Here is an 18,245-nt window from a genome sequence, read left to right on the forward strand (position 1 = left end):
GGCGCTCGCCCGCCAGCCGGCGGTGGTCGTCCTCCAGCCGGTGGCGGTCGTCCGCCGGTTGATGGCGGTGGCCGTCCCCCGGCGAGTGGCACGGGTCGCCCCCCGGCCGGTGGTGTCGGCCGTCCCCAGGGCGGTGGCGGCGGTCGTCCGCAGGGTGCTGGTGGTCGTCCTGGCGGCGGTGTGTACGGCGGTGATGGCGGCCAGCCCGGCGCCGGTCGTGCCGAGCCGCCCCGGCGGGGTGGGCCGGAGCCCGACTACCGGGGCCAGCGGCCCGGCCGTCGGCGTGACGACGACGCGCCCGTCGACCCGTACGGGCCGTATCCCGGGGGCGGTCGCGGCCACCGGGGCGACCGCTACTGACGGATGTCGGGGCGCTCATCCGTCCCTGAAGACGAACGTGGGTGAGCGCCCGTGGCACTCACCCACCCAGACGACCGGTCAGATCCGGCGCAGCACCGCCACGACCCGGCCCATGATGGTGGCGTCGTCACCGGGGATCGGGTCGAAGGCCGGGTTCTGTGGCATCAGCCAGACGTGCCCGTCGCGCCGCCGGTAGGTCTTGACGGTCGCCTCGCCGTCGAGCATGGCGGCCACGATCTCGCCCGAGTCGGCGGTCGGCTGCTGCCGAACGACCACCCAGTCGCCGTCGCAGATCGCCGCGTCGAGCATCGAGTCGCCCTTGACCTGGAGCATGAAGACCTCGCCCTCGCCCACCAACTCGCGGGGCAGCGGGAAGATGTCCTCCACGGCCTGCTCGGCGAGGATGGGCCCACCGGCGGCGATCCGACCGAGCATCGGCACGTACGCCGGGGTCGGTCGCTGTGCCCGGGACAGCTCGTCGTCGATGGCCTCGCTGGGGGCGCGAACGTCGACCGCGCGCGGTCGGTTGGGGTCGCGGCGCAGGAAGCCCTTCTTCTCCAGCTCCTTGAGCTGGTAGGCGACGCTGGACGGCGACACCAGACCGACGGCCTCGCCGATCTCCCGGACGCTTGGCGGGTAACCGTGCCGCTCCACCCAGGTGCGGATGAATTCCAGGATGCGACGCTGGCGGGCGGTCAGGTCGACCGTCGCCGGGTCGGGGAAGGCGCTGACCACCGGTGTGACCGGGCGCACGGCGGGCTGACCCGTTCGGCTGCGCGCGGCGCTGCGGCGTCGGGTGGCTGGCGGGCCCGCATCGGTGATCTGCTGCGGGCTCTTCGGCCGGCTGGCCCGGTCCTCGGTCACGTCCGTCCTCCCTGGTCGGCGCTGGGTGCCTCGTCGGCTCGTGGTGCGTGCGGTGGTGCCACGTTGTTCATGACCGTATAGGTGAGATCAGTCATTTTCAAACATCTGTACGACCTCTCACCGGCGTGTCGGGGTGAAAAACCACTCCGGTCGTACGGATGTTCTGATAAATGGTACGTCAGGTAGTACTGGTGTTCGATCCTCGGCTGTTTTCCGGAGTACTTCGGCCTGCTGGCCGGTAACCCGGGCGGGACGTCGGCGTTGGGTCTTCGGGCGTGCTGATGGGTGCGGATGACCGGATGGCCCGTGACGCGCCGGACACGCCGCCCAACTTGACCCGGCTTCCCCAGCAACATACGGTCGACCCCTAGATGTAGTAGTGACACGGGCGTAAGTTGCCCACAGGTTGGGTCCGACTACCGACCGCACTCCAGTAACGTCGACCACGGCGGGAGTCATCCGAGGATGGCACCGTCGCGGTGAGTCGTGCCCGGGGGTGCCCGGTGCGGTCGCAGTCGATCATTTTTGATGGAGGTGGGCGATGCGGTGTCCGTACTGCCGGCACGCTGACTCCCGGGTGGTCGACTCGCGGGAGGCCGACGACGGCCAGCTCATCCGACGGCGGCGATCCTGCCCGGAGTGCGGCAAGCGGTTCACCACCGTCGAGGAGGCGGTCCTCGCGGTCGTCAAGCGCAGCGGGGTGACCGAGCCGTTCAGTCGTACGAAGATCATCGGCGGGGTGCGCAAGGCGTGCCAGGGTCGGCCGGTCGACGAGGACTCGATCGCGTTGCTGGCGCAGAAGGTCGAGGAGACCGTGCGGGCCAAGGGTGCGGCCGAGATCCCCAGCCACGAGGTGGGGCTGGCGATCCTGGGCCCACTTCAGGGCCTGGACGAGGTGGCGTACCTGCGGTTCGCCAGCGTCTACCGGTCCTTCGACTCGCTCGCCGACTTCGAGCAGGAGATCGAGACACTGCGGGCCGCCGCCCGTGCCCGCGAGGGCGCGGTGGGGGCCGGGGCGGCGGAACCCGCCGGCCGTACCAATTGAGATTTTGTTTTTCTGAGGGGGCGGATGAGATGTCGGGGGATGGTGTGACGACAAGCAGGTCACGAAGCAAGGCCAACGCGAGCGCTGGGCTGAAGATCGAGCGCGTGTGGACGACCGAGGGGGTCCACCCGTACGACGAGGTCACCTGGGAGCGCCGTGACGTCGTGATGACGAACTGGCGGGACGGCTCGATCAACTTCGAGCAGCGTGGGGTCGAGTTCCCGGAGTCGTGGAGCGTCAACGCGGCCAACATCGTCACCACGAAGTACTTCCGGGGCGCGGTGGGGACCCCGGAGCGGGAGTGGTCGCTCAAGCAGTTGATCGACCGGGTGGTCACCACCTATCGCACCGCGGGCGAGGAGTACGGCTACTTCGCCAGCCCGGCCGACGCCGAGATCTTCGGGCACGAGCTGACCTGGATGCTGCTGCACCAGGTGTTCAGCTTCAACTCGCCGGTCTGGTTCAACGTCGGCACGCCGTCGCCGCAGCAGGTCAGCGCCTGCTTCATCCTGGCCGTCGACGACTCGATGGACTCGATCCTCGACTGGTACAAGGAGGAGGGGCTGATCTTCAAGGGCGGCTCCGGCTCCGGGGTCAACCTGTCGCGGATCCGCTCGTCCCGTGAGCTGCTCTCCTCCGGCGGCACCGCCTCCGGCCCGGTCAGCTTCATGCGCGGCGCGGACGCCTCGGCCGGCACCATCAAGTCCGGCGGCGCGACCCGTCGGGCGGCCAAGATGGTCATCCTCGACGTGGACCACCCCGACATCGAGGAGTTCGTGGTCACGAAGGCGCGCGAGGAGCACAAGATCCGTGCGCTGCGCGACGCCGGGTTCGACATGGACCTCGGCGGCTCCGACATCGTCAGCGTGCAGTACCAGAACGCCAACAACTCGGTCCGGGTCTCCGACGAGTTCATGTCGGCGGTGGAGAACGGCGGCGGCTTCGACCTGCGCGGCCGGCTGGACGGCTCGGTGATCGACACCGTCGACGCCAAGAAGCTGTTCCGCACCATCTCCCAGGCCGCCTGGGAGTGCGCCGACCCGGGCCTGCAGTACGACGACACGATCAACGACTGGCACACCTGCCCGGAGACCGGGCGGATCACCGCGTCGAACCCGTGCTCGGAGTACCTGCACCTGGACAACTCCTCGTGCAACCTGGCCTCGCTCAACCTGATGAAGTTCCTCCGCGCCGACGGTGGCTTCGAGGTGGAGAAGTTCGTCAAGTCCGTCGAGTTCGTCATCACCGCGATGGACATCTCGATCTGCTTCGCCGACTTCCCGACCGAGAAGATCGGCGAGACCTCCCGCGCCTACCGGCAGCTCGGCATCGGCTACGCCAACCTCGGCGCCCTGCTGATGGCCACCGGCCTGCCGTACGACTCGGAGCAGGGCCGCTCGGTCGCCGCGTCGATCACGTCCCTGATGACCGGCACCGCCTACCGTCGCTCGGCCGAGCTGGCTGGCGTCGTCGGCGCGTACGAGGGCTACGCCCGCAACGCTGAGCCGCACAAGCGGGTCATGCGCAAGCACGCGGCGGCCAACGACGAGATCAAGCCGACCAGCCCGGTGGCCACCGCGATCGTCCGCGAGGCGACCAAGCAGTGGACCCAGGGCAACAAGATCGGTGACAAGTTCGGCTGGCGTAACGCGCAGGCGAGCGTCCTCGCCCCGACCGGCACGATCGGTTTCATGATGGACTGCGACACGACCGGCGTGGAGCCGGACCTGGCGCTAGTCAAGTTCAAGAAGCTGGTCGGCGGCGGCTCGATGCAGATCGTCAACCAGACGGTTCCGCGCGCCCTGCGCAGCCTCGGCTACCCCGAGGAGCAGGTCGAGGCGATCATCGAGCACATCGCCGACCACGGCCACGTGGTGGACGCCCCCGGCCTCAAGCCGGAGCACTACCCGGTCTTCGACTGCGCCATGGGGGAGCGGACGATCGCTCCGATGGGGCACGTGCGGATGATGGCGGCGATCCAGCCGTTCGTCTCCGGCGCCATCTCCAAGACGGTCAACATGCCGGAGGCGGCCACCGTCGAGGACGTCGAGAAGATCTACTTCGAGGGCTGGAAGCTCGGCCTCAAGGCGCTGGCGATCTACCGGGACAACTGCAAGGTCGGCCAGCCGCTCTCGGTGGCCAAGTCCAACAAGGCCACCGAGCCGGCCGCCGTCGAGACCGCGCCGGCCGCCCCGGCCGCGGTGGAGAAGGTCATCGAGTACCGGCCGGTGCGTAAGCGCCTGCCGAAGAAGCGCCCGTCCGAGACGGTCAGCTTCTCCGTCGGAGGCGCCGAGGGCTACCTCACCGCGTCGTCCTACCCGGACGACGGCCTCGGTGAGGTCTTCCTCAAGATGTCCAAGCAGGGCTCGACCCTGGCCGGGGTGATGGACGCCTTCTCGGTGGCCATCAGCATCGGCTTGCAGTACGGCGTGCCGCTGGAGACGTTCGTCAGCAAGTTCACCAACATGCGCTTCGAGCCGGCCGGTATGACCGACGACCCGGACGTGCGGATGGCGGCCTCGGTGATGGACTACATCTTCCGTCGCCTGGCGCTGGACTTCCTGCCCTACGAGCGCCGTGCCGAACTGGGCATCTTCACCGCGTCCGAGCGGGCCGCCCAGCTGCGGGCCGAGGCCGACGCGGAAGCCGCAGCGGTCACCGGCGCGGAGCTCACCGCGATGGCGTCCTCGGCACCGGTGGCGGAGATCCCGGCGAAGCCGGAGGCCGTCGCGCAGCCGGCCCAGGAGATGGCCGACGTGGCCGTCGCCAAGCCGGCTCCGAGCGTGGGCTCCAGCACCGAACTGCTGGAGGCCGTGATCGGCAAGGCCGCCGACGCACCGCTCTGCTTCACCTGCGGTACGAAGATGCGCCCGGCCGGTAGCTGCTACGTCTGCGAGGGCTGCGGCTCCACCAGCGGCTGCAGCTGACGTACGCGAAACGCGGCGCTGCCCTGGCTTCCCTCAGGGAGGTTGGGGCAGCGCCGTCTCCCTGCTGGTCGTAGTTCGCCGGGATGGCATGTTGCAATGACTGCCGTCCGAATCCTCGGTCTGAGATCCGACAACTCCTGGTGCTGATAACCGTACTACCCCCACTCGGCATCAAGATTCCTCTGGGACAACGACTAGCACGGCACTTGTGGAGGGACTTGCATCTATGGATTGTCAGGGTGCCGGCGTTCGCTCGCTCGCAATGATGCCTAACCGGTCTCACTGAAGACTATGCATCGCAGAGTGTCAGCGATAGGGTACGAACACCACGTACGATAAGCGCTCGACGCGTCGGTGGAGGGGTGGATGCCGACAGTTACTCCTATTGACCGGATCTACTTACATTTCTCAACTTCCAAGAAGATAGCGATTGCAGCGTTCTCGGCAGGTCCGGCGAAGCATCCGTTTCCTGTCGACGACCTCATTCGCCAGGTCACTTCGGATCGATTGACCCTGGCTGGATTCCACCTCCGCTCCGGCGATCATCTCACATTGATTTCTGACTTCAGGTCGGCCATCAGCCGCTACTACTACGCCATGTATCACTCGGCGCGAGCAGTAGTATTCGCTGAAGAGAAGGGTGACGACTTCGAGCGGCACGCCGAGCTTCCTCGACATCTGCCAAAAAATATGCACGGTCGTGCCGAACGTGAGGCGGCTCTGATTGATGCGCGGTTGCTTCGCAATGAGGCCGACTATGACTGCTACCCTGCGGACCCTTCAATCTGGCAGTCCGATGCACGTTCACTGGCAGTTATTGCTGCTTCTTTTGTCCAGTCCTGTGAAGAGTTTGCGCTGTCGAATGGGCACATCTAATGCGGAATGATGACTATGTTGCAGTCTTGAGGCGAGTGCTAGACGATGCGGGCATCGTTGCTAGTGAGGTCCAGGAGCGGACATTTCCTGGCGAGCGATGGCTGATTGCATTTGTTCCCGAAGATAGCATTATGGTGGCACAGAGCCTCGCGGGCGCGATTGAGCGGGAGCTCAACGAAATGCCCGGCGAAGATTCTGCATTCGCTGTGACCTTCCGGCCCCAAATATTATCCGGCGGTGAAGAGCCAGTTGCGCGCCCGGCTGCCGGTGGACTAGCAAGCCGCGATGTCGATCACTTGATTCAGCTACTCGAGGCGCGGTCTCGCACCTCTGACGCGCTTCCGAGCCTAAAATATGTGGAAGATCCACGTGCCAGTTTGGCGGCAGTGGGCGCGTCGAGGCATCAACTGGTTTACGGGCGCCGTGGCGTTGGAAAGACGGCATTGTTGCTTGAGGCAAAACGCCAAGCCGAGAAGCAGGGCCATGTCATTGTATGGACGAACGCACACGTCTTGAGGAAGTTGACCGCGGAGTCGGCTTTCAGTGTAATTGCAGAGGCTGCAGTTGCATCCATTGCGAAACGTCGGGGGTCGTCAGCGGCGGAAGCTTTTTCGCGGCTTGACGAGGTTTCTAGGGAGCTTGGGATCGCCCGCAGGTCGAGGCTGCGGTCCGAGCAGAAGGTCGTCGAAAAGATCCCGCGATTGAATCAGTGCCTTCGAGCGATCCTTCGTACTGGCGTCATGACCATGTATATCTTCATCGATGACTTCTACTTACTGCCTTCTGCGTTGCAACCCCAGTTGCTGGACTATGTGGCCGGAATGCTGCGGGACTGTAATGGCTGGATTAAGCTAGCGAGTATCGAGCGGCTTACTCGGCCCTACGAACCGTCAACAAGAGTTGGCTTGGAAGTTCCGCACGATGCGTCCAAGATTGATTTAGATATCACGCTTGAAGATCCCTCGGCGGCGCAGATTTTCTTAGAAAGTGTCCTTTCAAATTATACGCTAACGGCTGGTATCAAAAACTTTGCTAGCATAACCAAACCGGAAGCGCGAGGCAGGCTAGTTCTCGCTTCTGGCGGAGTGCCGCGAGATTACCTGAATCTGTTTGCCTCCTCAATCGTCGTTGCCCGTGAACGTGTACAGCCGAGGGAGATTGGGCGGGAGGACGTCGCGAAGGCTGCGGGCCGTTCGGCCAGGAGCAAGAAACGGGACCTTGAACAGGATGTATCTTCTGAGAATTCTGGAATCCTGTTGGAGGCTTTGGAATACATATCCGCCTATGTTATGGGCGAAGGGTGCACCTATTTTCGGGTAGATATGTCGCGAAAGACGCATCCGGCTTACGAGGTGCTGGGACAGTTGGTCGACTTGCGCTTCGCACACCTGGTACAGGCTGCGCTGTCGGATAAGCATAGGCCAGGGACCAAGTATGAGGCGTACATCTTGGACCTTAGTGAGTACACCGATGTGCGTCTGAAGCGTGGACTGCGTGTCTTGGACCTTGAAGAGGGTAAGTGGACAGTTCGGCAGAGCGGTAAGGCTGCGACTACTAAGCGGTTAAGTGGTACCCAATTGCGTGATCTACTTCGGCAGGGACCACTTATTGATCTGGACAACTTGCCCAGGGTTCTCGATCAAACCTCTTCACCTGCTTACCCGATCGACATCAGGCGCTAACTCCGGGTGGTTTATAGTCGAGAAGCTTATTTGCGTAGGCCCAAGGGTGGCTGAATCTCGACGCAAAGTCGGCCGGATTTGAGCGTGTGGGGACGCCGGCCTTCGGCAATGAGCCGTCGGCCGGATCCGCTACTACTTGAGGCTAGAGAGGAATGCCAGCCAGGCGCGACCATCGAAGTTGAGGGTCGGGCCGGAGCGGTTTGTGCTGTCTCGGACCTGGATGGTATTGCCGACGTGCCTAGCTTCGACGCAGGCACCGTTGCTGCCGCTGCGGGTGCTCTTGCGCCACTCCGAGTCCACCGCACGTCTCCTACACCTCGCGCCTCGCGCCCCGGATCTCCTCGATCATGGTGGCCGAGTCAGTGGGTGACATGGCCGCAGCGCGCAGACTGTTGAACACCACCGTACAACGCCTCACGTCTTCGCCCTCCGCGTAGAGGTCGCCCGTGAGGCCCTCGATGTAGACCACGCCGGGTCCGTCTGCGAAGTTGAGGATGTGGAAGCTCGTCAGCATCGAGGCGTAGGCACCCTCGCGGAACGGGATCACCTGGACGGTGACGTTCCAGCGCTTGCTGGCATCGAGTAGTGCGGTGAGCTGGTCGGCCATGATGGCTGCCCCGCCGATCTGCCGGTGAAGCACTGCCTCGTCGAGCACCGCGACGAGGCGTAGCTTGCCGGAGGTGATCAGCTCTTGACGCTGCATCCGCACCGCGACCCGTCGCTCCACTGCCTCTGGCGATGGCTCGAAGGCGTCCTCGCTGGTCATTGCTCGGGCGTAATCCGCAGTCTGGAGTAACCCCGGGACTACCAACGTCTCGAAGTTCTGCACCTCCTCGGCTGCGGACTCCAAGCCGATGTACTGGCGGTACGACGACGGTAGGTCGCCGTACTTGGCCCACCAGCCGCGCTGTTTGCCGGTCTTCGCCATCGACAGCAGCGTGTCGCGCAGCTCGGCATCGGTGACGCCGTATCGGTCAAGTAGCGCGTTCAATGCTGGTGCCTTGATGCCCACGCGTCCGGCCTCGATGCGCCGGAGCGTGCTCGCGGAGACCTCGATGACGTCGGCAGCCTGCTCGGCCGTGACGCTGGCCTCTTCCCGGACTCGGCGGAGCTGTGCACCGAGCTGGAAACGAACGAAGGTCGGACTCTCCATGGCGGTCATTGTGCCGCCAGCACCCTGGCTCAGGACCACCGAACACGCCCATGCCTTCTGACTGGTCTTCGTTGACTACCCATAAATGCGCGCGCAAAATGAGCGTGCAGACAGTCCCGAGTGGATCGGCGGGAGGTCCAATGACGGGTCGGGTGCCGTACGACGACTACCTGCTGGCGGTGGCGCTGACCTTGGCGCGGCGGCACCGGCCGGTTTGGTCGTGGCAGCGGTGGCGGCGGATCTGTCGCTGTGGGGCCGACCTGCCGTGCCGAGCCCGGCACCGCATCCCGATCCGCCGAGGCTTCTGGCCAGGGGAGGAGCAGGAGTGACCGAGGATCAGGTCGGACGAATCTTGTCCGTGCACCTGCCCGGCGTCGAGGGCCTCTGCGCCGGCTGTCGCTGGTGGTGGGCGCGACTGTCCCCGTACCCCTGCTATCAGGCGGAATGGGCGGCCCGCTGGCACGCCCGGTCGGCCACCCGGCGCTTCCTGGATGGCCTGCGGTGACCACCCACGGCCCGGTCCTTCCGGTGTGGACCTGCGGCGGCTGCGCCGCGCCCTGGCCCTGCCGGACCCGGCGCACCGAGCTGCGTGCCGAGTTCGAGGGCGCACCCGTGTCGTTGGCCCTCTACATGGGGTCCTACCTGGTCTGGGCGGCCGAGGATCTGACCTGGGTGCCCGCCGGGCTGCTGCACCGGCGTTTCCTGGGCTGGGTCCGGTGAGTCTGATCCGGCGGGGCGATGAGCGGTTTCACTACAGCGACAACTCGCACAAGTGGATCCCGCCGAACCCGGACTACGACCAGGAGGTCTGGGACGAGATGGTCCGGCAGCACCAGCTCCAGCACCTGGAGGAGATCTCCAAACGCAGGAAGCCGGCTCGATCACTTGATGCTGAGTAGCTGTGAACAATCCGCTCTGACTACTCAGCATCAAGTGATCTTGACAACGGCGACGGAACCGGGCTACTGGCTCGCGCGCTCCGCGGCGCGCACGGCGTTGCGGAACAGCATCGCGACGGTGGTCGGACCGACCCCGCCGACCCGGGGCGTGATCGCGCCGGCGACCTCGGCGCACGCTTCGTCCACGTCCGGTAGGAGGCGCCGCCCCTCGTAGCGGACGCCGGCGCCGATGACGACGGCGCCGGGCTTGACGTGCTCAGGCTGAATGATCCGGGGTACGCCGGCGGCGGCGACGAGGATGTCGGCGCGGCGGGTGTAGCGAGCCCAGTCCGGCACACCGGTGTGTACGACGGTGACGGCGGCGTTGGCGGTCGGGCGCTTCTGGGCGAGCAGCATCGCCAGGGGTCGGCCAAGGGTGGCGCCCCGGCCGAGGATGACGACCTCACGACCGGCGACGGGGATCTCGTAGTACGCCAGGAGGGCTTCGATGCCGGCGGGGGTGCACGGCAGCGGACCGGGCAGGCCGACGGCGAGACGCCCCATGTTCAGCGGATGCATGCCGTCGACGTCCTTGTCCGGGTCGATGGTCTGCAGCGCCGCGTCGTAGTCCAGATGCCCGGGCACGGGGTACTGCACGAGCAGCCCGTGCACGGCCGGATCAGTGTTGAACCGGGCAATGGCCTGGTGCAGCTCGGCCTGGGTGGCGGTGGCGGGCAGATGCACGTGCGGGGAGGCGAACCCGAGCGCGGCGGCCTGACGCTGCTTGATGGCGATGTAGCCGGCGCTGGCGTCGTCGTCGCCGACGAGGATGGTGGCGAGGCTCGGTGTGATCCCGCGGCTGCGCAGGCGGGCGGCTGCGTCGGCGGTCTCGGCCAGGACGGCTTCGGCGACGGGTGCGCCCGGCAGGAGCCGGGCCGAGCCCGACGGAGTGTGGTTTTCGACGGATTCGTTGGTTGTGGTCATGACGACTCCTCGACGCAGGCGCCCAGGCGGTCGACGCCCGCGAGAGGCTCCCCGATGGTTCCACCATCCCCGTGCCGCCAGTCGCCGGTGCTTCGATAATGCCGCATCACCAGCGCTGCTGCCCAACTGACCAGCAGCGCCGCCTTCAGGACGGGCCATTCGCACCGGGGGCATGCTGCCGTTCGTCGGTATACCTCAGGGGCATATTCATGACTCTGAGGTATACCGCTCGTCGGGATTGGTGCCGCCGATCGAGCCGGTCGGGCAGGCACGCCACACCGCGTCGGCGGCACGAGGGAGGCAAGTTCCGGTAACACCCGCGGCCCGTCTTACGAAGAAGGGGTGTGAAGGCTACGAGAGAGGACAGCCTGTGAATGAGCCCAGCGAAGCGGGGGGTGACATCTCTGGCATCGGGGCCGATCCGGTGGCCTTCGCGGCCTTCTACCGGCGGCACCTGGAGGCGGTGGGCCGGTTCGTGGCACGGCGGGTCGACGACCCACACCTCGCCGCGGACCTGACCGCCGACGTGTTCCTGGCGGTGATCGAGTCGGCGGACGGCTACCGGCCGGACCGGGGTAGCCAGGTCGGCTGGCTGTTCGGGGTGGCCCGCAACGTCATCGGCGACGAGCGGCGTCGGGCGGCCCAACGGCTGCGGGTGACCGGCCGACTGGCCGGACGAAGGGACCTGGGCCCCGATGACATCGCCCGCATCGAGGAGCGCATCGACGCCGAGTCGGCGGCCCGCCGCACCTATCGGGCGCTGAGCGAGCTTCCCGAGGGCACCCGAACGCTTGTCGAACTCGTCGCCGTGGACGGCCTCACCGTCGCGGAGGCGGCGACCGTGCTCGGGGTGTCGCCGGTCGCCGCCCGGGTCCGCCTGCATCGCGCCCGTCGCGTCGTCCGCGCCGTTCTCGCCTACCCGACAGCCACCCTCGCCTGAAGAGACGGAGTCGACGCAATGAACAAGATCGATCAGTCACCGCCCGGTTTCGAGGAGCAGCTCCTCACGGATCTGACCGCCCACGTCGCCCGGCGGGCCGAGATGGCGTCGGCGGCCCGTCCGGTCGGACGCCGCAACCGGTTCCTGCCTGGTTGGCGCTTCGCCGGAGCACTCGGGCTGGCAGTCGCACTGACCGCCGGTGCGCTGGTGGTCCAGACGATGAGGGTGGGCGACCACTCGCCACCTGCGGCGAGCGCATCGGAGATCCTCCGGATGGCGGCCGACGCCGCCCGGCAGCAGCCCGAGCTCACCGCCCGACCCGATCAGTACGTCTTCACGGAGGCCCTGGTGACGATACGGGACGAGCCGGACAGCGGCCCGTACCAGACCATCCGGAACCAACTGTGGCAGTCAGCCGGCGGAGTCGCGTACACGCACGGACGCTACCGACCGGAGAGCGACCCGAACGGGTGGGGCGAGCTGAGGGAGCTGCGGATGGGCGATCCCGCCGATCCCACGAAGGAACTCGACGCATTCGACCCGCCGGCGTACCACGGCGACCTGCCCTCCGATCCGGACGAGCTGCTTCGATACCTACGGGAGCACCCGGTCGACCTGCATCTTCCCGAAGGCGCAGATGAGGAGGCCGTCTACGGGGACGAGAGCATGGTGTACACCACCGCGCGGTCGATGGTCCGCGGCGGCTACGTGCCGCCCCGCGCGCTGGCGGCGCTGTACGAACTGTTGGCACGGGAGCCCGGAGCGACTGTCATATCGGGCGACGTGGTGGACGCCGCCGGCCGGCATGGGGTGGCGATCCGCATGCCCGGCGTGATCGGTGGTAACGAGGACTTCCTCTTCGACCGCGACACCCACGTCTTCCTCGGCAGCCGATCGTCGGTGGTGCGCAACGGCAAGGAGTCCCTGTACGACGCTGACGCGCTGCTCCGCATCGCAATCGTCGACCGGCCGGGCCAGTTGCCCTGAGCGGCGGATGGCACGCCCAGCCCGGACCGGTCCGGTCACGTCGGACCGGTCAGGGCTGGGCGAACAGCGGGCCGTAGTTCGAGCGGAACATCTGCTCGCCGAGATGGCGCATCACCAGGTCGCGCAGCACCGGCGGGGCACCGGTGGCCTTGTCCCGGCGATGCGTCTGGCTGAGCACCCAGTCCGTACGCGGGCGACGCCGCGCCTCAAAGCCACGCAGCGCGTCGGCGACGGAATCGGCGGTGGCCAACGACGAAGCGAGCACGACCGCGTCCTCCAGGGCCATCGCCGCGCCCTGTGCCATGTTCGGCGAGGTGGCGTGGGCGGCATCGCCGATCAGCAGCACCGGCCCCCGGGACCAGGAGTCGAGCACGACCTCCTGGTTGGGGCCGGCGTGCAGGGTGCTGTCGTCGTGGTCGAGGGCCTTGAGCATGGCGCCGACCGGATCGGTGTACGTCGCGGCCAACTCGTCGCGCCAGCCGGGCCGGTCGACCACCGGGCCGTCGTTGTAGTAGCAGTACGTCTGCTCGGCGCTGATCGGGATCGTGAGGAACTGCCTACCGCGCCCCAACTGCACCGACCAGACCGGCTCGTCGTCGATCCGGGGAGCGATCCACCGGTAGGCGTACTGGCCGAGATTGCGGGCGGCCGGACCGTCGAAGGCGAGCCGCCGGACCGTCGAGTTCACCCCATCCGCGCCGATCACCAGGTCGTACCGTTGCGTGCTGTCGTCGTCGAACTCGACGGCGACCCGGTCGCCCTCCTCGGCGAACGCGACCGGCTGGCGACCCCAGCGGATCGGGGCGTCGCCGACACCGGTGAGCAGGGCGCGGTGCAGTTGCGCCCGGGGCAACGACACACACGGCCCGACGCCCTGCCACAGTGCGACCACGTCGATGTCGAAGAGGCGGCGTCCGTGCTGGTTGGCGCTGCGCTGTCGCATGATCTCCACGGCGACGTCGGCAACCGGCTCCCGCAGACCGAGTACGTCGAGCATGCGGGTCGCGTTGCCGGTGAGGTAGATACCGGTGCCGGAGTCGGTCGGCCCGGACGCCCGCTCGACCACGTCGACCGTCGCGCCCCAACCCCGCAGTGCGGCCACCGTCGCCAATCCCGCGACACCACCGCCAACGATCAGTACCCGGACACCCGTACCCCGCACGACACGTACCTCCCATTGCCCCTGCCGGTACCAGGCTGAGCTGCTGCTCAACGGGCCGGCGCCGCAGCACTCTACGAGGCGGGTGAGGCAGCGCGCGGGAATGGGGGCTGAATTACCGAGGAATGGACTGCGATGATGAGGGCATGACGACCGTTGAGTCGTACGTCGAGTTCGGCAGCCGGGAAGCGCACGGCGTCTCACCCACGTACGAACGCCTGTCGCAGACCGTCGCTCGCGACGACGCCCTGCTCGCCCTGCTCGACAGGCTTCCGCCGGCCAAGCGGCAGCCGAACCTGCTGTTCGGCGTCGTCCGCTGGCTCGGCGGCCCGGTCGACGACCCGGTCACCTTCCACGACTACGTGATGACGCACTGGACCGCCGTCGAGGCGGAACTGCGCACCCGGGCCACCCAGACCAATGAGGTCGGGCGCTGCGCGGTGCTGCTGCCGGTGCTCGCCGCGCTGCCGCAGCCCATCGCCCTGCTGGAGGTCGGCGCGTCCGCCGGCCTCAACCTCTACCCCGACCGGTACGCGTACCGCTATGGCGATCATCAGGTCGGGTCCGGCGAGCCGGTCCTGGAGTGCGCGGCCAGCGGGTTGGAGCCGCCGGTACGCGTACCCCAGGTGGTGTGGCGGGCCGGTCTGGACCTGAACCCGCTCGACGTGACCGACCCTGACGACGTGTCCTGGTTGGACGCGCTGATCTGGCCGGAGCACGCCCACCGGCGGGCCCGACTGCGGGCGGCGGCGGCGGTCGCCGCTGCCGACCCGCCGCTGCTGGTCCGCGGCGATCTGGTGGACGACCTGCCGGCGCTGGCTTCCCGTGCGCCGGCGGGCGCGACGCTGGTGGTCTTCCACACCTCCGTGCTCTACCAGGTGCCGCCGCCGCGCCGGGAGGCCTTCGTCAAGCTGGTCCGCGACCTGCCTGGTCACTGGATCGCGAACGAGGCCCCGGAGGTGCTGCCGTACGACGGGTTGCCCGACCCGCCGAGCGACGCGCTGCACAACGTCGTCGCCCTGGACGGCAGGCCGTTGGCGTGGGCCAGAGGCCACGGCCAGGCGATGACCTGGTTCGGCTGAAACCGCCAACCGAACCAGCCAGCTCAGCGAGCCGGCTCGGGCATCCGGGCGTGCAGAGCCCGGATGAACCAGTCCGCCGCCGGCGCGATCGCACCGCCGGTCGACCAGCCGTTGAGCACCGACAGCAGGTCCAGGTACCGGTCCCGGCGGGGGTCGTTGGCCGTGGTCAGCCGGTCGAGCAGCCGCTGACGCAGATCGGCGTCGTCGGTGTGACCGTGGAGGCTCGCGTACCGTCTGGTGACCGTCGCGACCACGGCATCGGCGTCCGGGCCGGTCGGATCGAGGCCGGCCGCGAGGGCGGGGGCCACCGCGTCCCGGACCACCGCGACGGCGTCCGGGCGGGGCAGCCCCGGGACGTCGTGGTCGGCGGCGTGCTGCCGCGCCAACCGCCGCATGCTCGCCCGGAAGGTGGGGTCCCGGCACAGCTCGGCCAGCTCCAGCCACGCCTCGATCTGCTCGGTGCTGGGGTCGTCGGGCAGCTCCGGGGTCATCGAGACGAGCACACCCGGGTACGCGGGCTGGTCGTCCAGGCCGGCGAAGACGGTGTCCAGAAAGTCGCCCACCAGGTGCTGCCGCTCGCGGGCGGTGAGCTGGGCCAGCCGGTGCAGGTCGTCCACCTCGGCCGAGCCCGACCCGCGCCTCGCCGCGACGGTGAGCACCGCCTGGCGCAGCCGCAGCACCCGGATCTGCACCGCCAACGCCTCGGCGTGCGCGGCGGCCACCTCGTGCAGGGGCACCTCGCAATCCACCACCCGCCGAATGGCGGCTAGGTCCACGCCCAGGTCACGCAGTGTCCGGACCAGTTCCAGCCGGGCGACGGCGTCCGGGCCGTACCGCCGGTAGCCGGCCGGGCTCCGGTCGGTCGGCGGCACGATCCCGCTGTCGGCGTAGTACCGGATGGTCTTGACGCTCAGGCCGGTCCGCTGTGCCAGTTCGCCGATCGTGTGACGCGTCTCCTCGCTCATGCCACCACCCTCGCGTCTCCCCCCGGTGGAGACTCAAGCCCTGGCCGGGGCGGCGAGGAACCCCGCGATCGTCGCGGTGAACGCGTCGGCGTCGTCCAGCCACGGGTAGTGCCCCGCGCCCGGCTGAACGACTACCTCGGCGTGCGGAATCAGCTCGTCGAGTTGGGCCACCAGGCCCGGCGGTGCGCCGAGGTCGACCTCACCGGCGAGCAGCAGCACCGCGCCCTGGTGTGCGGCGAGGGCGGCACGGGTGGCCGGCGGATCGAAGACGCCTTCCGCGCCGAAGATCCGCGCCGCCTCCTCGTTGCGCTGGCCGGACTCGGCCGCCTGGTGCACCTGGGCAGCCGTGTCCCAGCGGCCGTAGAAGAACGGTGCGATCGCCTCCCAGGCTTCCGGGCTGGCCCATCCGCCCACCATGGAGTCGAGCGCTGCTGCCGCCGCCGGGAACCATGGCTCGTCCGCCCGGGCCCGGGTGACCTCCTGGCGCAGCGTGGCGGTCGCCGTCAGCCCGACCGCCCGGGTGCTCGGGGTGACCAGCGCGAGCCGGTCCAGCCGGTCGGAGTGTTGGGTCGCGTACTGCAGCGCCAGGTTGGCGCCGGCTGAGTGCGCGAGCACATCCAGCCGGTCCAGGTCCAGGTGTCGGCGCAGCGCCTCCACATCGTCGACAAGTCGGTCGCAGCGGTAGGTGTCAATGTCCGCCGGCGCGGCCGACCGACCGGTGCCCCGCTGGTCGAGGATGATCAGCGTCCGGTGTGCGCCCAGACCACCGAGGTCACCGAGGTACGCGGAGTCGCGCATGGGGCCGCCCGGCAGACAGACCAGCGGGTTTCCGCCGCCAAGCGTCCGGTACGCGAGCGTGGTGCCGTCGAGCGCGGCAAATGTGGTGGTCATCGGTCCGTGCTCTGACCAAGCAGCATGTGCACATTGGTCTCCCGCATGGTGTCGGACCCTACGACGAAACCGACGGTGTGTCCCGCATCCGCCGCAGCGGGGAGCAGACCACGAACAGGCACGCGGCCCAGGTGCCCAGCACACACACCCAGAGCGCGCCGCGCAGTCCCAGCGCGGTGCCGAGCGCGCCGCCGGTGAGCGCGCCGAGCGGGATCACCCCGAAACAGATCCAGAGGAACGCCGCGTTGACCCGGCCGAGGATCGCCGACGGGGTGATCCGTTGCCGGTACGACATCGCCGCCACGTTGAACAACACCGCGTTGGCCGAGAACGCGGCCAGCCCGACCCCGTAGAGCAGCATGCCCCAACCCGGCCGGGCCAACGGCATGAGCAGGTAGAACGGGCCCGGGGCGGTCATCGCCACCCAGATCACCCGGGCCGAGCCGAGCCAGGCCGACAGCCGGGCGGCCAGCACCCCGACCACCAGCCCGCCGGCGGCGCTGACCGAGAAGACCAGCCCCACCTGCACCGGGTTCGCGTGCAGCTCGCGGACCAGGAAGGTCACCTCGATCGAACCGGACGCCATCACCCAGAAGTTCGACCAGGTGGTGCAGGCCAGGATGCTGACCAGGAGTGGCTGTCGGCGGATGAAGGCGAGCCCGTCGGTCAGCTCCACCCGCAGCGGCACGCGGGGTGCCGGCTCGCGTCGTACCGGGGCCTCCCGGATCAAGATCAGCGTCAGCGCGCTGACCAGGAAGGCGAACCCGTTGCTCAGGAACGTGCGGGCGGCGCCGACCAATCCGGTCAACGCGCCGCTGATCGTCGGGCCGACCAGTTCGGCGGCGTCCTGGCTGATGGTGAGCTTGGCGTTGCCGTCCACCAGCAGGTCCGCCGGCACCAGCCGGGGCAGCAGGCTCTTGTACGCCACGGTGAACAGCACGGTGAGCACTCCACCGAGCCCGACCACCGCGTACAGGAAGGGCAGGGTGAGGTGGCCGACCAGGGCGGCCACCGGCAGGGACAGCATGAGCGCGGCCCGACCCAGGTCACACGCGATCATCAGCCGCCGCTGGTCGAGCCGGTCGGCGACGATGCCCGCCGGCAGCGAGAAGAGCAGGTACGGCAGCCAGGCCAGGACGGTCAACAGGGAGATTTGGAACACGCTGGCGTGCAGGGTGTCCGCGGCGAGGAGCGGCACCGCCACACCGGCGATCCGGGTGCCCAGCTCGCTGACCGTCTGACCGCCCCAGAGCAGCAGGAAGTTCCGGGTGCGCCACAGCGACGGGGCTGTCCCCACCTCGATCATCGGGGACTGCTCCACCTGCTGGCTCACGGTCGGTGCCTGTCTGCGCGGGTCTGTGCCGCCGGCCGGCGGCTCGCGGACTCTACCGACGCCCGGTCCCACCCGGCACGGGATTTCCGCCGGCCCGGCACGGTTGAGTCGCAGCCGTG

General features: G+C 68.2%; 19 protein-coding genes, 1 pseudogene and 1 riboswitch. Of the genes and pseudogenes, 11 read left to right on the plus strand and 9 right to left on the minus strand.

What is annotated here, in order from left to right; all coding sequences use genetic code 11:
- Together C7C45_RS36015 and lexA are read right to left on the minus strand one after the other, a co-directional pair.
- Nucleotides 1-342: pseudogene (locus tag C7C45_RS36015) on the minus strand (hypothetical protein); the annotation flags it as partial.
- Between the two features lie 96 nt (nt 343-438).
- Nucleotides 439-1,224 carry a transcriptional repressor LexA gene (gene lexA / locus C7C45_RS09920; protein WP_110563337.1) on the minus strand — a complete coding sequence of 262 codons (786 nt, stop codon included), beginning with the start codon at nt 1,222-1,224 and terminating at the stop codon, nt 439-441.
- A 541-nt stretch (nt 1,225-1,765) separates the two neighbouring features.
- Here lexA and nrdR point away from each other — a divergent pair.
- The 4 genes from nrdR (at nt 1,766) to C7C45_RS09935 (ending at nt 7,754) form a co-directional block, all read left to right on the plus strand.
- The gene (nrdR, locus tag C7C45_RS09925; RefSeq protein ID WP_110563338.1) at nt 1,766-2,269 is read left to right on the plus strand and encodes a transcriptional regulator NrdR; all 504 of its coding nucleotides are present in this window, start codon (nt 1,766-1,768) and stop codon (nt 2,267-2,269) included.
- Between the two features lie 29 nt (nt 2,270-2,298).
- A complete protein-coding gene (locus tag C7C45_RS09930) occupies nt 2,299-5,196 on the plus strand; it encodes a vitamin B12-dependent ribonucleotide reductase (RefSeq protein ID WP_110563339.1) in 2,898 nt (965 codons plus the stop codon).
- 366 nt (nt 5,197-5,562) lie between these two features.
- Nucleotides 5,563-6,072, plus strand: coding sequence for a hypothetical protein (locus C7C45_RS33600; protein ID WP_146247301.1), 510 nt, complete (start codon nt 5,563-5,565; stop codon nt 6,070-6,072).
- A 35-nt stretch (nt 6,073-6,107) separates the two neighbouring features.
- Nucleotides 6,108-7,754 (plus strand): ATP-binding protein, encoded by a 1,647-nt coding sequence (locus C7C45_RS09935; RefSeq protein ID WP_167454689.1) that lies wholly within the window; start codon nt 6,108-6,110, stop codon nt 7,752-7,754.
- A 132-nt stretch (nt 7,755-7,886) separates the two neighbouring features.
- Here C7C45_RS09935 and C7C45_RS09940 read toward each other — a convergent pair whose 3' ends face one another.
- On the minus strand, nt 7,887-8,054 hold the full coding sequence (locus C7C45_RS09940) for a DUF397 domain-containing protein (protein WP_110563341.1): 168 nt from the start codon (nt 8,052-8,054) through the stop codon (nt 7,887-7,889).
- A gap of 10 nt (nt 8,055-8,064) precedes the next feature.
- Nucleotides 8,065-8,907: a helix-turn-helix domain-containing protein gene (locus C7C45_RS09945; protein ID WP_167454690.1), complete on the minus strand. Its 843-nt coding sequence runs from the start codon at nt 8,905-8,907 to the stop codon at nt 8,065-8,067.
- Between the two features lie 140 nt (nt 8,908-9,047).
- Here C7C45_RS09945 and C7C45_RS09950 point away from each other — a divergent pair, with 140 nt between their 5' ends.
- From C7C45_RS09950 to C7C45_RS09965, 4 genes are read left to right on the plus strand one after another with little or no spacing between them, the layout of a single operon-like run.
- Entirely contained in the window at nt 9,048-9,236 is a 189-nt protein-coding gene (locus C7C45_RS09950; RefSeq protein WP_110563343.1) for a hypothetical protein, read from the plus strand.
- Nucleotides 9,233-9,412, plus strand: coding sequence for a hypothetical protein (locus C7C45_RS09955; RefSeq protein ID WP_110563344.1), 180 nt, complete (start codon nt 9,233-9,235; stop codon nt 9,410-9,412). Before C7C45_RS09950 ends, C7C45_RS09955 begins: the two co-directional genes overlap by 4 nt.
- Nucleotides 9,409-9,627 carry a hypothetical protein gene (locus C7C45_RS09960; RefSeq protein ID WP_110563345.1) on the plus strand — a complete coding sequence of 73 codons (219 nt, stop codon included), beginning with the start codon at nt 9,409-9,411 and terminating at the stop codon, nt 9,625-9,627. Before C7C45_RS09955 ends, C7C45_RS09960 begins: the two co-directional genes overlap by 4 nt.
- The gene (locus C7C45_RS09965) at nt 9,624-9,806 is read left to right on the plus strand and encodes a hypothetical protein (RefSeq protein WP_110563346.1); all 183 of its coding nucleotides are present in this window, start codon (nt 9,624-9,626) and stop codon (nt 9,804-9,806) included. The genes C7C45_RS09960 and C7C45_RS09965 overlap by 4 nt, the downstream gene beginning before the upstream one ends.
- Before the next feature lie 63 nt (nt 9,807-9,869).
- On the opposite strand, the gene C7C45_RS09970 is transcribed toward C7C45_RS09965, so the two are convergent.
- Nucleotides 9,870-10,769: a bifunctional 5,10-methylenetetrahydrofolate dehydrogenase/5,10-methenyltetrahydrofolate cyclohydrolase gene (locus C7C45_RS09970; RefSeq protein ID WP_110563347.1), complete on the minus strand. Its 900-nt coding sequence runs from the start codon at nt 10,767-10,769 to the stop codon at nt 9,870-9,872.
- Nucleotides 10,770-10,782: 13 nt separating this feature from the next.
- A riboswitch (ZMP/ZTP riboswitch) is annotated at nt 10,783-10,864 on the minus strand.
- A gap of 275 nt (nt 10,865-11,139) precedes the next feature.
- On the opposite strand from C7C45_RS09970, the gene C7C45_RS09975 reads away from it, so the two are divergent.
- Nucleotides 11,140-11,709, plus strand: a complete 570-nt coding sequence (locus tag C7C45_RS09975) for an RNA polymerase sigma factor (RefSeq protein WP_208641116.1) — start codon at nt 11,140-11,142, stop codon at nt 11,707-11,709.
- Nucleotides 11,710-11,727: 18 nt separating this feature from the next.
- Nucleotides 11,728-12,696: a CU044_5270 family protein gene (locus C7C45_RS09980; protein ID WP_110563349.1), complete on the plus strand. Its 969-nt coding sequence runs from the start codon at nt 11,728-11,730 to the stop codon at nt 12,694-12,696.
- 49 nt (nt 12,697-12,745) lie between these two features.
- On the opposite strand, the gene C7C45_RS09985 is transcribed toward C7C45_RS09980, so the two are convergent.
- Nucleotides 12,746-13,858, minus strand: a complete 1,113-nt coding sequence (locus C7C45_RS09985; RefSeq protein ID WP_244200316.1) for an FAD-dependent monooxygenase — start codon at nt 13,856-13,858, stop codon at nt 12,746-12,748.
- Nucleotides 13,859-14,001: 143 nt separating this feature from the next.
- Between C7C45_RS09985 and C7C45_RS09990 the strand changes: the two genes are divergently transcribed.
- Nucleotides 14,002-14,937 (plus strand): DUF2332 domain-containing protein, encoded by a 936-nt coding sequence (locus tag C7C45_RS09990; protein WP_110563350.1) that lies wholly within the window; start codon nt 14,002-14,004, stop codon nt 14,935-14,937.
- 23 nt (nt 14,938-14,960) lie between these two features.
- On the opposite strand, the gene C7C45_RS09995 is transcribed toward C7C45_RS09990, so the two are convergent.
- The 3 genes from C7C45_RS09995 to C7C45_RS10005 are packed head-to-tail and all read right to left on the minus strand — an operon-like array spanning nt 14,961 to nt 18,126.
- On the minus strand, nt 14,961-15,902 hold the full coding sequence (locus C7C45_RS09995; RefSeq protein WP_110563351.1) for a MerR family transcriptional regulator: 942 nt from the start codon (nt 15,900-15,902) through the stop codon (nt 14,961-14,963).
- Between the two features lie 33 nt (nt 15,903-15,935).
- Complete coding sequence (locus C7C45_RS10000; protein WP_110563352.1) at nt 15,936-16,793, minus strand: alpha/beta fold hydrolase; 858 nt, start codon at nt 16,791-16,793, stop codon at nt 15,936-15,938.
- Between the two features lie 58 nt (nt 16,794-16,851).
- Nucleotides 16,852-18,126, minus strand: coding sequence for an MFS transporter (locus C7C45_RS10005; RefSeq protein WP_167454691.1), 1,275 nt, complete (start codon nt 18,124-18,126; stop codon nt 16,852-16,854).
- Nucleotides 18,127-18,245 lie beyond the last annotated feature (119 nt).

Origin of the sequence: Micromonospora arborensis, from assembly GCF_003205615.1 — a bacterium.
In the GTDB taxonomy this organism is placed as follows: domain Bacteria; phylum Actinomycetota; class Actinomycetes; order Mycobacteriales; family Micromonosporaceae; genus Micromonospora; species Micromonospora arborensis.